This window comes from Pseudomonas sp. (genome assembly GCF_051660785.1).
Classification (GTDB): Bacteria; Pseudomonadota; Gammaproteobacteria; order Pseudomonadales; family Pseudomonadaceae; genus Aquipseudomonas.
In genome coordinates, this window is sequence record NZ_JBOFQE010000061.1 from 1 (window position 1) to 12053 (window position 12053).

The window sequence follows — 12053 nt, forward strand, 5'->3', positions numbered from 1 at the left end:
GAGCCTGCTCGCGATAGCGGTAGATCAATCAACATTTATCTCGACTGAGACACCGCTATCGCGAGCAGGCTCGCTCCCACAGGTTTTGCGTGGTCAGGCCGTGGCTTTGGTGGGCAGTACGTCATTGGCGATCATTTCGCCAAACGGCCCGGTGAGGTTGGTGACGCCGCGCCCTGCGAGGCTCGCGTACGGCTCGGGCAGCAGCGGGAACACCAGCTCGGCAAAGCGGTAAGCCTCTTCGAGGTGCGGGTAGCCGGAGAAGATGAAACTCTCGATGCCCAGGTCTGCGTACTCCTTGATCCGCGCCGCCACTTGCTGCGGGTCACCGACCAGCGCAGTCCCCGCACCGCCGCGCACCAGACCCACACCGGCCCACAGGTTGGGCGAAATTTCCAGGTTGTCGCGCCGCCCGTCATGCAACGCGGCCATGCGTCGCTGGCCTTCGGAATCGAAACGCGAGAACGACTTCTGCGCCGCGGCGATGGTCTCGTCGCTGATGTGTTCGATCAGTTTGTCCGCCGCTTTCCACGCCTCCTCGGCGGTCTCGCGAACGATCACGTGCAAGCGAATCCCGAACTTCACCGTGCGACCGTTTCGCGCTGCACGCTCACGCACATCGGCGAGTTTTTCCGCAACGGCGGCCGGCGGTTCACCCCAGGTCAGGTAGACATCCACCTGCTCGGCGGCGAGTTCATGAGCAGCTTCGGAGGACCCGCCAAAGTACAGCGGCGGATACGGTTTCTGCACCGGCGGATACAGCGCCTTGGCGTTCTGCACTTGCAGGTGTTTGCCTTGGAAATCCACCGATTCGCCTTGCAGCACGCGGCGCCAGATTTGCAGGAATTCGTCGGTGACTTCATAGCGCTCGCTGTGATCGAGGAAGATGCCGTCACCGCGGTTTTCGTCCGGGTCACCACCGGTCACCACGTTGATCAGCAAGCGGCCATTGGACAGTCGATCCAGCGTAGCGGCCATGCGCGCCGAAACCGTCGGCGAGATAATCCCGGGACGGATCGCTACCAGATACCGCAGGCGTTCGGTCAGCGGCACCAGTGCCGAAGCAATCACCCACGAATCCTCGCAGGAGCGTCCGGTAGGAATCAGCACACCGTGATAGCCGAGGCTGTCAGCGGCTTGCGCCACTTGTTTGAGGTAGTTGAGGGTCACCGGGCGCGCGCCCTGAGTAGTGCCCAGGTAATGGCCGTCGCCGTGGGTCGGCAGGAACCAGAAAACATCCATGAAGAAATCCTTAAGCGATTTTCAGCAGATTTTTGGGGTGTACGCCGAACAATGGCGCGGCGCGTTCCGCAGCCAGTTGAATGCGGGCCTTTAGAAGTTCACTGGTTATTTGGTAATTACTGAAATCGGCTTCGGTGGCGTAGACGCCAATCGGCAAGGTCAGTGCCTGGAAGAAACTGAACAGCGGCCGCAACTGATGATCGAGCACCAGCGCATGCCGTTCGCTGCCGCCGGTGGCGGCCAGCAACACGGGCGTGTCGATCAGCGCATTGAGGTCGATCAGGTCGAACAGGTGCTTGAGCAGGCCAGGGTAGGAGCCGCGATAAACCGGCGCGGCGACGATTAGCAGGTCGGCGTTTTCGATCGCTTGCAGCTCGGCTTCGATCTCGGCGCTCAATTCCTGGCGGGACAGTGCGGCGCCCAGTGGCCGGGCGATGTCGCCCAGTTCGATCAGCTTGCTCTCGATCGGCAGTTGCTCGGCCAGCTCGGCCAATAGCGCTTGGGTCAGCACCAGGGTGCGAGACGGACGCCAGGTACCGCCTGAGAGGGCAACGACTTTCAATGGACGCGACATGATCAGTTCCTTTTTAAACAGTTGCTCAGCGAGCAGTAAGTAGTCACAGGGCTTGAGCAAGAGCTGTACCAATCCTTGCAGGCCTTGTTTTACGGGGCTCGCAGCGCATGGTTCAGTGAGTACTGTGCGATTTCGAAGACTGTTTGTTGAATGACTGTTGCCTGGAAAACAGTTGCGTGGGCAACAGTGCGTGAGGCGATGGGGTTGTTATAAAGGCTGCTTGTTATTCCGTAAAAGACCTTAAATTAATATTTATAGATCGTTTGGAGATATGCGGCGGATTGGCTGAACGTCGTTAGGCAAATTCGATAGCCACTATCGAGAGCGTTGATTTCTGCCCGTAGAAGGGCGCGGGTAGCCTGTGTTCATTGCCCCGAACCCAGATGCCAGGACGCCAAAGATGAAACCTCTAATCGCCACTTTCTTGCTGCTCGCGGTCTCCGTTCTCGCCGGATGTGCCAGCCATGTTTCACCCGAGTTGCGGCCCTACACCGCCGAAGAAAGTCGGGAACTGGCGTTGGAAGCCTTGAATCGTCGTGGTTTGTCCTTCGACGAGTACCATGCGAAAAAAGCCGAATTGCTCGGCCAGCCGCAAAAACCGTTCAGTTTCGACAAACAAGGCGAGATGAACGCCGAACGTGCTGTACAGCTTCACGGTCGTCCTAGTTGATCGAAAACTGTACCGTTCGAAGTTTTACGTAACTGTCCATGGGTTTCCCCCGGGGCGTGCGATAGGGTCAACACCTGACTGACCCTGATTGGACTGCCGCTCATGCTCTCGCTCGATTTGCTGCTGGGCTTCGCCCTGTTTGCCCTTGTCACCTCGATAACGCCTGGCCCCAACAACACCATGTTGCTGGCCTCGGGGGTGAACTTCGGCTTTCACCGCACCATCCCGCACATGCTGGGCATCACCTGCGGTTTCTTCGTGCTCGTCGTGGCGGTCGGTTTCGGTCTGGGCGCCGTGTTTCAAACCTATCCATTGCTCTATACGGTGCTGCGTTACGTCGGCGCGGCGTACTTGCTGTATCTGGCGTGGAAAATCGCCCACTCAGGTCCTGTCTCCGAGAGTGAGCAAGGCGACAGCAAGCCGATCAGCTACCTGGGCGCAGCGGCATTTCAGTGGGTCAATCCCAAGGCGTGGATCATGGCCATCGGTGCCATCAGTACCTACACGCCGATGCAGGGCTACTTCACCAATGTGATTGTGATTGCCGCGGTCTTCGCCTTGATCAACCTGCCGAGCGTCAGCGTCTGGGCTGGCTGCGGCACCTTGTTGCGCAATGTGTTGAAGGATCGTCGCTGGTTGCGCCTGTTCAACTGGGGCATGGCCTTGCTGTTGGTGGCTTCGCTGTATCCGTTGTTGCTCGAGAGCTTTAGCTGACACTTCGCTTCAACCGGTTGGCCGATGCCTGTTAAGCTCGACTTCAGGAGCGTTCCTACGCACTTTTAAATGAAGTTGTTCTTCTTTAACGGCCTCCGATCAGGTATTTCTAACGCTCTGAACGATCGGCGCAGCTCACGAGGCTGCGCCTTGATGGTTCAGTGACGAGCCTCCTGATCCCGGAACATGCTCTGCGAGTTTTCTATGAATAAACGTCCTCTGTATTTTGACTACGCCGCCACCACGCCGGTGGATGAGCGGGTCATCAAGGTCATGGTCGAGTGTCTGGGTTTCAACGGAAACTTTGGCAACCCGGCGTCCAGCTCCCATGCCTTCGGCCAGCAGGCCCGGCAAACGGTCGAGCAGGCGCGGCGCCAGGTCGCTGAGCTGGTCGGCGCCCAGGCGGAACAGATCGTCTGGACCTCCGGCGCCACCGAATCGAACAATCTGGCCCTCAAGGGCGTGGCCCAGGCCCGCGGTGTATCGGGCGGCCACATCATCACCAGCCAGATCGAACACAAAGCCATTCTCGACACGGCGAAGCAGTTGCAGGACACCGGCGTTGCCGTGACGTATCTGGTGCCTGACGCCGAGGGGCTGATTACCCCGCAAGCGGTCAGCGAGGCAATGCGCGAAGACACGTTTCTGGTGTCATTGATGCTGGTCAACAACGAGCTGGGCACGGTCAATGACATTGCAGCCATCGGCCAGATCGTGCGTGAGCGTGATGCGTTGTTCCATGTCGACGCGGCCCAGGGCGCGGGCAAAGTGGTGATCGATCTTGCCCGCTTGCCGGTGGACCTGATGTCGTTTTCGGCGCACAAGATTTACGGTCCGAAAGGCATCGGCGCCCTGTACGTCGGCCCGCGTGCGCAGCAGCGTTTGCAGGCGCAGATTCACGGTGGCGGTCACGAGGGCGGTTTGCGTTCCGGGACCCTGGCGACTCACCAGATCGCCGCCATGGGCGTGGCCTTCGCCTTGGCAGCCGCCGCGTTCGAGGAAGAAAAAGCCACGATTGTGCGGCTCCGCGAACGCTTGCTCGAGCAGCTGCTGGGTATCCCCGGTGTTCGGCTCAACGGCAGCCCGACTCAACGTATTCCCCATACACTGAGCCTGACCTTCAGCGAAGGCGAGTTCAATTCCGCGGTGCTGAGCAGCTCGATCGCGTTTTCCGCGACCTCGGCCTGTAACTCGGCCAGCAACGCGCCTTCCCATGTATTGCTGGCCCTGGGGCATGACGCCCGCTCGGCGAGTCGCACCATCCGCTTGAGTCTCGGCCGGTTCACCACTGAACAGGATGTCGACCAGGCGATACAACTGATCAAAGCAGCCTGCGCCAGTGCCCCGGCATTCTGGCAGTAAGGCCTGACAGTGCCGGCGTTGATCGGCACTCAACAATAATGATGAAGTGATTAGCAGGAGACATGATGAGTACGCAGCTTTCGATCAATGGATCGGTGCCCGAGCGCCTGGCGCAAACCCGCGAACTGATGAGCCGGGAGGGCATTCATGCCCTGTTGGTGCCGTCGGCCGATCCACACTTGTCGGAATACCTGCCGGGCTATTGGCAAGGGCGGCAGTGGTTGTCGGGCTTTCATGGTTCGGTCGGCACACTGATCGTGACCCCGGACTTTGCCGGTGTCTGGGCCGACAGCCGTTATTGGGAGCAAGCGACCAAGGAACTCAATGGCAGCGGCATCGAACTGGTCAAGTTGCAACCGGGCCAGCCCGGTCCGCTGGACTGGCTCGCCGAGCAAACCCCTGAAGGCGGCGTCGTCGCGGTGGATGGCGCGGTGATGGCCGTGGCGTCGGCGCGTACCCTGGGCGGCAAACTCGAAGAACGCGGCGCACGTCTGCGCACCGACATCGACTTGTTGAGCGAAGTCTGGAATGACCGTCCAACGCTGCCGAACGAGCCGATCTATCAACACTTGCCGCCTCAGGCGACCGTCAGCCGTGGTGAAAAACTCGCGGAGCTGCGTGAAGTCTTGAAAGATCGCGGCGCTGACTGGCACTTCATTGCCACCCTCGATGACATCGCCTGGCTGTTCAATCTGCGTGGCGGCGACGTGTCGTTTAACCCGGTGTTCGTTTCCTTCGCATTGATCAATCAGGAGCAGGCCACCCTGTTCGTGGCCCTGAGCAAGGTCGATGCCGAACTGCGTGCAGTCCTCGAACAGGACGGCGTGACCCTGCGCGATTACAGCGAAGTGGCAGACGCCTTGCGAGCGGTGCCGAGTGGCGCGAGCCTGCAAGTCGATCCGGCGCGCGTGACCGCCGGTTTGCTGGAAAACCTGGAAAGCGGCGTGAAACTGGTCGAAGGCCTGAACCCGACCACCTTGGCCAAATCCCGGAAAAGTCTGGCCGATGCCGAGCACATTCGTCAGGCCATGGAGCAGGACGGCGCGGCGCTGTGCGAGTTCTTCACTTGGCTAGACACGGCGTTGGGCCGTGAGCGCATCACCGAACTGACCATCGACGAACACCTGACCGCCGCGCGTACCCGACGTCCCGGTTATGTGTCGCTGAGCTTCAACACCATTGCCGCGTTCAATGCCAATGGCGCGATGCCGCACTACCACGCCACCGAAGAAGAACACGCGGTGATCGAGGGCGACGGTCTGTTGCTGATCGACTCTGGCGGTCAATACCTGGGCGGCACTACCGACATCACGCGGATGGTGCCGGTCGGTACGCCGACGGATGAGCAGAAACGCGATTGCACGCGGGTGCTCAAAGGTGTGATTGCACTGTCCCGTGCACAATTCCCTAAAGGAATTCTCTCGCCGTTGCTCGATTCGATTGCGCGCGCGCCGATCTGGGCTGAAAACGTTGATTACGGACACGGCACCGGTCATGGCGTCGGCTACTTCCTCAACGTTCACGAAGGTCCGCAAGTCATCGCCTATCAGGCCGCTGCGGCCCCGCAAACCGCGATGCAACCGGGCATGATCACATCGATCGAGCCGGGTACTTATCGTCCGGGCCGTTGGGGTGTGCGGATCGAGAACCTGGTGCTGAACCGTGAAGCAGGCAAGAGCGAATTTGGCGAGTTCCTGAAATTCGAAACCCTGACCCTGTGCCCGATCGACACCCGCTGCCTGGAACCGTCGCTGCTGACGCTGGACGAGAAGCAGTGGTTCAACGCTTACCACGCCGAGGTGCGCGAGCGTTTGAGCCCGTTGCTGGAAGGCGCGGCCCTTGAGTGGTTGAACACCCGCACTGCGGCGATTTGACCGGTTGGAGTTCAGGCGCTGTTTCGAGCGCCTGACTCATGTAGTCGACAAAGGCTTTGACCCTGGCGGATTGGCGACGATTCGCCGGGGACACGGCATGAATCGGCAGCGACTGCGCGGTGTAGTCCTGCAAAATCGCGGTCACTCGCCCGGCATTCAGATCCTCACTGAACAACCACACCGGCGACAACGCAATCCCCAGTCCTCCCAGCACCATCTCGCGGATCGCCTCGGAGTTGTTGCTTTGCGCATTACCCCTGATTCGCACTTCGTGACGTTGGGCACCTTTTTTGTAAACCCATAAGTTCTGACTGTTGAGCAGGTTGAATTGCAGGCAATTGTGTCCGCACAGTTCTTCCGGTGTTTGCGGCTGGCCGAATTGTTTGAGGTAGTCCGGCGTTGCGACGGTTATTCGGTGGGTGGTGCCGATGCGGCGGGCGATGAGGCCGCTGTCGGTCAACTCGCCGATTCTGAACGTAACGTCCAGGCCTTCGCTGACCAGGTCCTGATTCTGATCGCTGAGTTGCAGGTCTATCTGAACCTGCGGGTGTTGTTTCAGAAAACCTGGGAGTCGCGGTGCAATTTGCAAACGTCCGAAACTCACCGAGGAACCGATCTTCAGGTTGCCGGCGACGGTTTCGCGTCCTGATTGAAAACTGTGTTCAGCCGCGTCCACGGCCGCGAGGATTTGTCTGCATTCGCTGTAGTACCGATGACCTTCGTCAGTCAGAGAGAGTTGACGCGTGCTGCGGGAAATCAGCTTCCCGCCCAGTTCGGTTTCCAGCGCCCTCAACACTTTGCTGATGGTTGGCTGGCTGGTCTGCATCTCCCGGGCGACGGCAGAAAAGCTGCCCCGTTCGACGACCCGGACGAAGATGACCATTGCGTTGAGTTTATCCACGGGTTTTCTCATTGATGCCAAATGGGCATGGTCACTATAGCTATATAGCGTCTTATCGGCATGAGTAAGCGGGAGGAAGATTAGTCCTGCAGCCAACTCTGACGGGAATTTGCGAAATGACTGACTCACTTGAAATGCGTGCTCTGATTGTCGACTCGGCCAATGGGCCGCTACGCTTGGTTTCCATTCAACGACCTGCGCCTGGACCGGGTCAGATATTGGTCCGGATCAAAGCCAGCGGGGTGAACCCGTTGGATGCGAAGATTCGTTCGGGGCAGGCTGCTCATGCACGCCAAGCGTTGCCAGCGGTGCTTGGGATGGATCTGGCGGGGACAGTTGAAGCGTTGGGAGAGGGCGTTAGCGGATGGCTGCCGGGTGATGAGTTCTACGCGATGGCGACCGGAATCGGTGGTGCTCAAGGTTCACTTGCGGAATTCGCGGTAGTCGATGCGCGGTTGCTGGCGCGCAAACCGGGTAATCTGAGCATGCGTGAGGCAGCAGGGTTGCCGTTGGTACTGATTACCGCATGGGAAGGATTGGTGGACCGGGCTCGGGTTCGAGCGGGTCAGAAGGTGCTGATTCACGGCGGTGCCGGTGGTGTCGGGCACGTGGCTGTACAAATTGCCCTGGCCTTCGGAGCTGAAGTGTTCGCCACTGGCTCGGCGGGGCAGCAGGCAATCATCGAAAGCTTCGGTGCGACGTTTATTGATTACCGCAAGTCTTCGGTTGAGGACTATGTGGCGAAGCACACGGCGGGAGAGGGGTTCGATATTGTCTACGACACGGTGGGCGGAGAAACGCTGGACGCTTCCTTCAAGGCCGCTCGGGTTTATGAGGGGCATGTGGTGAGCTGCCTCGGCTGGGGACAGCACAGTCTGGCGCCGTTGTCGTTTCGGGGGGCGACTTACTCCGGGGTGTTTACCTTGTTGCCTTTATTGACTGGCAAGGGTGGGGAGCGTCACGGGCAGATTCTTCGGGAAGCCGCGCAGTTGATTGAGGCCGGTAAGTTGAAGCCGTTGCTCGACCCGCGGCAGTTCACCTTGCAAACCGCCGGGGACGCCCATGAACTGCTCACTACTGGAGCGGCTCAAGGTCGCTTGGTCGTCGAGATTTAATTCAGGGCCTCAATGACGAAATCCAGTCGATCCTGGCCGAAGAACATCTGATCACCGACGAACATGCACGGTGCGCCGAATACGCCTCGTTGGACCGCCTTCTCGGTGTTGTCCTTGAGAGCGGCTTTGACTTCCTCGTCGGCGGTGAGCGCCAATACCTCGTTCGGATCGAAACCGTTTTGCGTCAGCACGGCAGCAACAGTCGCTGGATCATCGAGGCTGCGTGCCTCGACCCAGAGTGCGTGGAACAGGCAATCAATGAACGCCAGGAAGCGTTCGGGATGACGCAACTGCATACCTGTTACGGCGCGCATCAGCATCAGCGTGTTGATAGGGAAGTGGGGGTTGTACTTCAGTGGGACGCCGTAGCGTTGGGCGTAGCGGTCCAGGTCCTGAAACATGTAGCGACCTTTGGCCGGGATGGTCGCCGGTGAAGCGTTGCCGGTGGCTTTGAAGACCCCGCCCAGCAGCATCGGTTTGTAGATCAATTGACTGTCTGTCTGCTCGCAGATTCTCGGCAATTGCGTATAGGCCAGGTAGGTGGCGGGGCTGCCTAGATCGAAAAAGAACTCCACGGTTTTGCTCATGATCGGTGCGCTCTGCTTATTGTTTTGTTGTAGGGGAGGAGGGCTTACCAGCGTTCGTTCCAGGGGCGAAGATCCAGTTCAAAGGTCCAGGCGTCCCGTGGCTGGCTGTGCAGGTACCAATAGTTCTCGGCGATGTGCTCGGGATTGAGGATGCCGTCCTCGTCCTTGGTCGCGTACTTTTCCGGGAAACTGTTGCGAATGAAGTCAGTATCGATGGCTCCGTCGACGACGACATGGGCAACGTGAATATTCATCGGTCCCAGTTCGCGGGCCATGCTTTGAGCCAGTGCGCGAATACCGTGCTTGGCGCCGGCGAACGCTGCAAATCCCGATGCCCCGCGCAGGCCGGCGGTGGCACCGGTGAAAAGAATCGTACCGCGTTGGCGCTTGGCCATTCGCTTGGCCACTTCACGAGCATTGAGAAAACCCGAGAAGCAGGCCATCTCCCAGATCTTGAAATACTTGCGGGCGGTTTCTTCGAGAATGCTGCACGGCACATTGGCGCCGATGTTGAAAACGAACGCCTCGATGGGGCCGATCTCGGTTTCAATCTGTTCGACCAGCGCAATCACGTCCTCTTCCTTGCGTGCATCACAGGCAAATCCGTGGGCGTCACCGCCGTTGGCCTTGATGGCGTCGACCAACGGCTGGAGTTTGTCCGCGCTGCGGCGAGTAACGCAGGCAACGAAACCTTCCTGCGCAAAACGCTTGGCAATGGCGCCGCCGGTGGCATCACCCGCGCCTACAACCAGTACGACCTTCTTATTATTCATGGGTATATCCCTTTGCTAAACGATCGTTAACTGAACGAACGTTATGCTACGATTCGACAGGCGTCAAGACGATCAACCCTGAGGTAAAGGCAATGCGTTACTCGGCCAATCACAAGCTTGAAACCAAAAAGAAACTGCTGAGCAGCAGCGCTGTGTTGGCCAAGAAATCCGGTTTCTCCACGGTGGGTGTCGACGGCTTGATGAAAGCGATCGGCTTGAGTGGCGGCGCTTTCTACAGTCACTTTTCGTCGAAGGACGAACTGTTCGCCTCGATCGTCGAGCGCGAGTTGTGCCAAAGCCTGGAGCGATTGGGTGCTGGTCAGGATCGCGACAGGCTGGAACGTTGCCTGAAGCATTACTTGAGCATGGCCCATGTCGAGCACCCGGAATCCGGTTGTGCGTTACCGGTTTTGGGAGCCGAAATTGCCCGTTCGGACATTGCAATTCGCCAGCAGGCCGAGCTCTGGATTTGTCAGCTGCAGGAGCGTTGGGCAAGGGTTCTGGAAAGCGACAGCCTGGCATGGGCCATTCTGTCGCAATGCATCGGTGCGTTGGTCGTGGCGCGAATGTTGGCCACTCCAGACATTCAGCGCACCGTGCTGAAGTCCAGTCACGAGGAGATTGGCCGGCAGATTGCCGGGCGGCATCAATCTACTTGCAGATGACGATCATGCTTCGGCTGGTATAGCCGGCAGGGTTGAGACCAAATGGATAATCGCCTGGTTCTTCCACCGCATCCCCCGACTTGGCGATGACCTTGTAACCCTTGGGCGCGCACGAGTTGGCGGCGCTGGTGTAGCACTTGTCCCAGGATGAAGAGAGTCCTGAACAGTTGATGTGCAGCCCTTTCTTGCCATGTTTGACTTGTGTTTTCGAGGTTGCCGCGCAGCCCGCAACTGCAAGTACGGCGATCAGTAGCAAAATTCGTTTCATTGCTGTCCTTATAGCGTTCCCGGATCTCATGCCCGGGTCTGGCTGCATTCGCTTTCGCTTGAAGCGTTCCGATATCCCTATCCTGAAAAATCCATGTCTGTCACCGGGTTACGGGCCTAAACATGGCCTAATTGAGCGGCAAATACCAGACCTGCGTCAAATCCTGGTATCAATCCACCGCGACCACAGGCTTGGCAGCACTTCCCATGGTCATTGTCGCCCCTACGGAAGCCAGAATGATGCACATGATCGCCATCCACTGTGACAGCGTCAGGTACTCGTGGAGGAACAGCAGGCCGGACAGCGCACCGAAAGCGGGTTCGATGCTCATCAATGTGCCAAACGTCCGGGTTGGCATTCGTGTGAGAGCGACCATCTCCAGTGTGTAGGGCACGGCGGTGGACAGAAGGGCAACACCGATGGCCACGGGGATCAATGATGGAGTCAGCAGGGCGGCACCGGCATGGACGATGCCGATTGGCGCGACGAACAATGCGGCAATCATCACTCCCAGTGCAGCGGTCTGCACACCATTGTCGGCGCCGGCCTTCTGGCCGAATAGAATGTAAAGCGCCCAGCAGACACCGGCTCCCAAGGCATAACCGGCACCGACAAGGTCGATTCCCGCACTCGTCGCTCCTGTTGGTATCAAGAGCAGCAAGCCGATGGCAGCCAGGGCGATCCACAAAAAGTCGATTGCGCGGCGTGATGCATAGATCGCCACCGCCAATGGTCCTGTGAACTCCAGGGCTACGGCAATACCCAGGGGAACGGTGCGCAAAGACATATAGAAGAGGAAGTTCATGCCACCCAGCGCCATTCCGTAGACGATAACGGTGCGCAGGGACTTTGCAGTGAGCTTCGCCCGCCATGGACGCAATATAAGTAGCATGATCACGCTGGCGAAGATCAGTCGCAGGGTAGTGGTCCCCTGAGCACCGATAATCGGGAACATGCTTTTGGCCAGTGAGGCTCCGGACTGGATCGATGCCATGGCTATTAATAGCAGGCCAACCGAGAACAGGGTCGAGGCGAGGCTGCGGGGATGGTCATTCATTACGTGGCATCGTCCGAAGTGGGGAGCGAGAGTGTCGTGTTGGGCAATATACTGCGCATTTACGGCGATTGCGTCTATATATAAGCAGTGATTTGAGCTGCCTGATAGAAAAGCTAAATTAAGGGTTGACGGCAGATTCTGGAAGTCTATAATTCGCCCCACTTCCGGCGCAGTCGAAACGGAAAACTCCTTGGTAAACAAAGAGTTACGCAGTTTTCGACAGCGAGTTGCTTCAGGTCATCGAAGCCCAGAAG

General features: G+C 58.6%; 13 protein-coding genes. 6 read left to right on the forward strand and 7 right to left on the reverse strand.

The window, feature by feature from the left end:
• Nucleotides 1–93: 93 nt before the first annotated feature.
• Nucleotides 94–1239: an FMNH2-dependent alkanesulfonate monooxygenase gene (gene ssuD, locus ACRC4F_RS17325; protein ID WP_438660451.1), complete on the reverse strand. Its 1146-nt coding sequence runs from the start codon at nucleotides 1237–1239 to the stop codon at nucleotides 94–96.
• A 10-nt stretch (nucleotides 1240–1249) separates the two neighbouring features.
• Nucleotides 1250–1813 carry an FMN reductase gene (gene msuE / locus ACRC4F_RS17330; RefSeq protein ID WP_438660452.1) on the reverse strand — a complete coding sequence of 188 codons (564 nt, stop codon included), beginning with the start codon at nucleotides 1811–1813 and terminating at the stop codon, nucleotides 1250–1252.
• A gap of 400 nt (nucleotides 1814–2213) precedes the next feature.
• Here msuE and ACRC4F_RS17335 point away from each other — a divergent pair, with 400 nt between their 5' ends.
• The 4 genes from ACRC4F_RS17335 to ACRC4F_RS17350 all read left to right on the forward strand — a co-directional run bounded on the left by ACRC4F_RS17335 (nucleotide 2214) and on the right by ACRC4F_RS17350 (nucleotide 6433).
• Complete coding sequence (locus ACRC4F_RS17335) at nucleotides 2214–2483, forward strand: hypothetical protein (protein ID WP_438660453.1); 270 nt, start codon at nucleotides 2214–2216, stop codon at nucleotides 2481–2483.
• Between the two features lie 102 nt (nucleotides 2484–2585).
• Complete coding sequence (locus ACRC4F_RS17340) at nucleotides 2586–3197, forward strand: LysE family translocator (RefSeq protein WP_438660454.1); 612 nt, start codon at nucleotides 2586–2588, stop codon at nucleotides 3195–3197.
• Between the two features lie 204 nt (nucleotides 3198–3401).
• A complete protein-coding gene (locus ACRC4F_RS17345) occupies nucleotides 3402–4559 on the forward strand; it encodes a cysteine desulfurase family protein (protein WP_438660455.1) in 1158 nt (385 codons plus the stop codon).
• 65 nt (nucleotides 4560–4624) lie between these two features.
• Nucleotides 4625–6433, forward strand: coding sequence for an aminopeptidase P family protein (locus ACRC4F_RS17350; RefSeq protein ID WP_438660456.1), 1809 nt, complete (start codon nucleotides 4625–4627; stop codon nucleotides 6431–6433).
• On the opposite strand, the gene ACRC4F_RS17355 is transcribed toward ACRC4F_RS17350, so the two are convergent.
• Nucleotides 6339–7346 carry a LysR family transcriptional regulator gene (locus ACRC4F_RS17355; protein WP_438660457.1) on the reverse strand — a complete coding sequence of 336 codons (1008 nt, stop codon included), beginning with the start codon at nucleotides 7344–7346 and terminating at the stop codon, nucleotides 6339–6341. The two genes, ACRC4F_RS17350 and ACRC4F_RS17355, sit on opposite strands and share 95 nt — an antisense overlap.
• Before the next feature lie 104 nt (nucleotides 7347–7450).
• On the opposite strand from ACRC4F_RS17355, the gene ACRC4F_RS17360 reads away from it, so the two are divergent.
• A complete protein-coding gene (locus ACRC4F_RS17360) occupies nucleotides 7451–8449 on the forward strand; it encodes a zinc-dependent alcohol dehydrogenase family protein (protein ID WP_438660458.1) in 999 nt (332 codons plus the stop codon).
• Here the strand turns inward: ACRC4F_RS17360 and ACRC4F_RS17365 are convergent.
• Together ACRC4F_RS17365 and ACRC4F_RS17370 are read right to left on the reverse strand one after the other, a co-directional pair.
• Entirely contained in the window at nucleotides 8446–9036 is a 591-nt protein-coding gene (locus tag ACRC4F_RS17365; protein WP_438660459.1) for a 2-hydroxychromene-2-carboxylate isomerase, read from the reverse strand. The two genes, ACRC4F_RS17360 and ACRC4F_RS17365, sit on opposite strands and share 4 nt — an antisense overlap.
• Nucleotides 9037–9080: 44 nt before the next feature.
• Nucleotides 9081–9809 (reverse strand): SDR family oxidoreductase, encoded by a 729-nt coding sequence (locus ACRC4F_RS17370; RefSeq protein WP_438660460.1) that lies wholly within the window; start codon nucleotides 9807–9809, stop codon nucleotides 9081–9083.
• A 92-nt stretch (nucleotides 9810–9901) separates the two neighbouring features.
• On the opposite strand from ACRC4F_RS17370, the gene ACRC4F_RS17375 reads away from it, so the two are divergent.
• On the forward strand, nucleotides 9902–10474 hold the full coding sequence (locus ACRC4F_RS17375; RefSeq protein WP_438660461.1) for a TetR/AcrR family transcriptional regulator: 573 nt from the start codon (nucleotides 9902–9904) through the stop codon (nucleotides 10472–10474).
• Here the strand turns inward: ACRC4F_RS17375 and ACRC4F_RS17380 are convergent.
• Together ACRC4F_RS17380 and rhtA are read right to left on the reverse strand one after the other, a co-directional pair.
• Nucleotides 10461–10742 carry a hypothetical protein gene (locus tag ACRC4F_RS17380; protein ID WP_222587803.1) on the reverse strand — a complete coding sequence of 94 codons (282 nt, stop codon included), beginning with the start codon at nucleotides 10740–10742 and terminating at the stop codon, nucleotides 10461–10463. The genes ACRC4F_RS17375 and ACRC4F_RS17380 overlap by 14 nt on opposite strands.
• Before the next feature lie 169 nt (nucleotides 10743–10911).
• Nucleotides 10912–11799 carry a threonine/homoserine exporter RhtA gene (gene rhtA, locus ACRC4F_RS17385; RefSeq protein WP_438660462.1) on the reverse strand — a complete coding sequence of 296 codons (888 nt, stop codon included), beginning with the start codon at nucleotides 11797–11799 and terminating at the stop codon, nucleotides 10912–10914.
• Nucleotides 11800–12053: the final 254 nt, after the last annotated feature.

Bases quoted from the DNA above. Each gene is read 5' to 3' on its own strand.
- ssuD (WP_438660451.1), bottom strand. From the start codon at position 1,239: ATGGATGTTTTCTGGTTCCTGCCGACCCACGGCGACGGCCATTACCTG.
- msuE (WP_438660452.1), bottom strand. From the start codon at position 1,813: ATGTCGCGTCCATTGAAAGTCGTTGCCCTCTCAGGCGGTACCTGGCGT.
- ACRC4F_RS17335 (WP_438660453.1), top strand. From the start codon at position 2,214: ATGAAACCTCTAATCGCCACTTTCTTGCTGCTCGCGGTCTCCGTTCTC.
- ACRC4F_RS17340 (WP_438660454.1), top strand. From the start codon at position 2,586: ATGCTCTCGCTCGATTTGCTGCTGGGCTTCGCCCTGTTTGCCCTTGTC.
- ACRC4F_RS17345 (WP_438660455.1), top strand. From the start codon at position 3,402: ATGAATAAACGTCCTCTGTATTTTGACTACGCCGCCACCACGCCGGTG.
- ACRC4F_RS17350 (WP_438660456.1), top strand. From the start codon at position 4,625: ATGAGTACGCAGCTTTCGATCAATGGATCGGTGCCCGAGCGCCTGGCG.
- ACRC4F_RS17355 (WP_438660457.1), bottom strand. From the start codon at position 7,346: ATGAGAAAACCCGTGGATAAACTCAACGCAATGGTCATCTTCGTCCGG.
- ACRC4F_RS17360 (WP_438660458.1), top strand. From the start codon at position 7,451: ATGACTGACTCACTTGAAATGCGTGCTCTGATTGTCGACTCGGCCAAT.
- ACRC4F_RS17365 (WP_438660459.1), bottom strand. From the start codon at position 9,036: ATGAGCAAAACCGTGGAGTTCTTTTTCGATCTAGGCAGCCCCGCCACC.
- ACRC4F_RS17370 (WP_438660460.1), bottom strand. From the start codon at position 9,809: ATGAATAATAAGAAGGTCGTACTGGTTGTAGGCGCGGGTGATGCCACC.
- ACRC4F_RS17375 (WP_438660461.1), top strand. From the start codon at position 9,902: ATGCGTTACTCGGCCAATCACAAGCTTGAAACCAAAAAGAAACTGCTG.
- ACRC4F_RS17380 (WP_222587803.1), bottom strand. From the start codon at position 10,742: ATGAAACGAATTTTGCTACTGATCGCCGTACTTGCAGTTGCGGGCTGC.
- rhtA (WP_438660462.1), bottom strand. From the start codon at position 11,799: ATGAATGACCATCCCCGCAGCCTCGCCTCGACCCTGTTCTCGGTTGGC.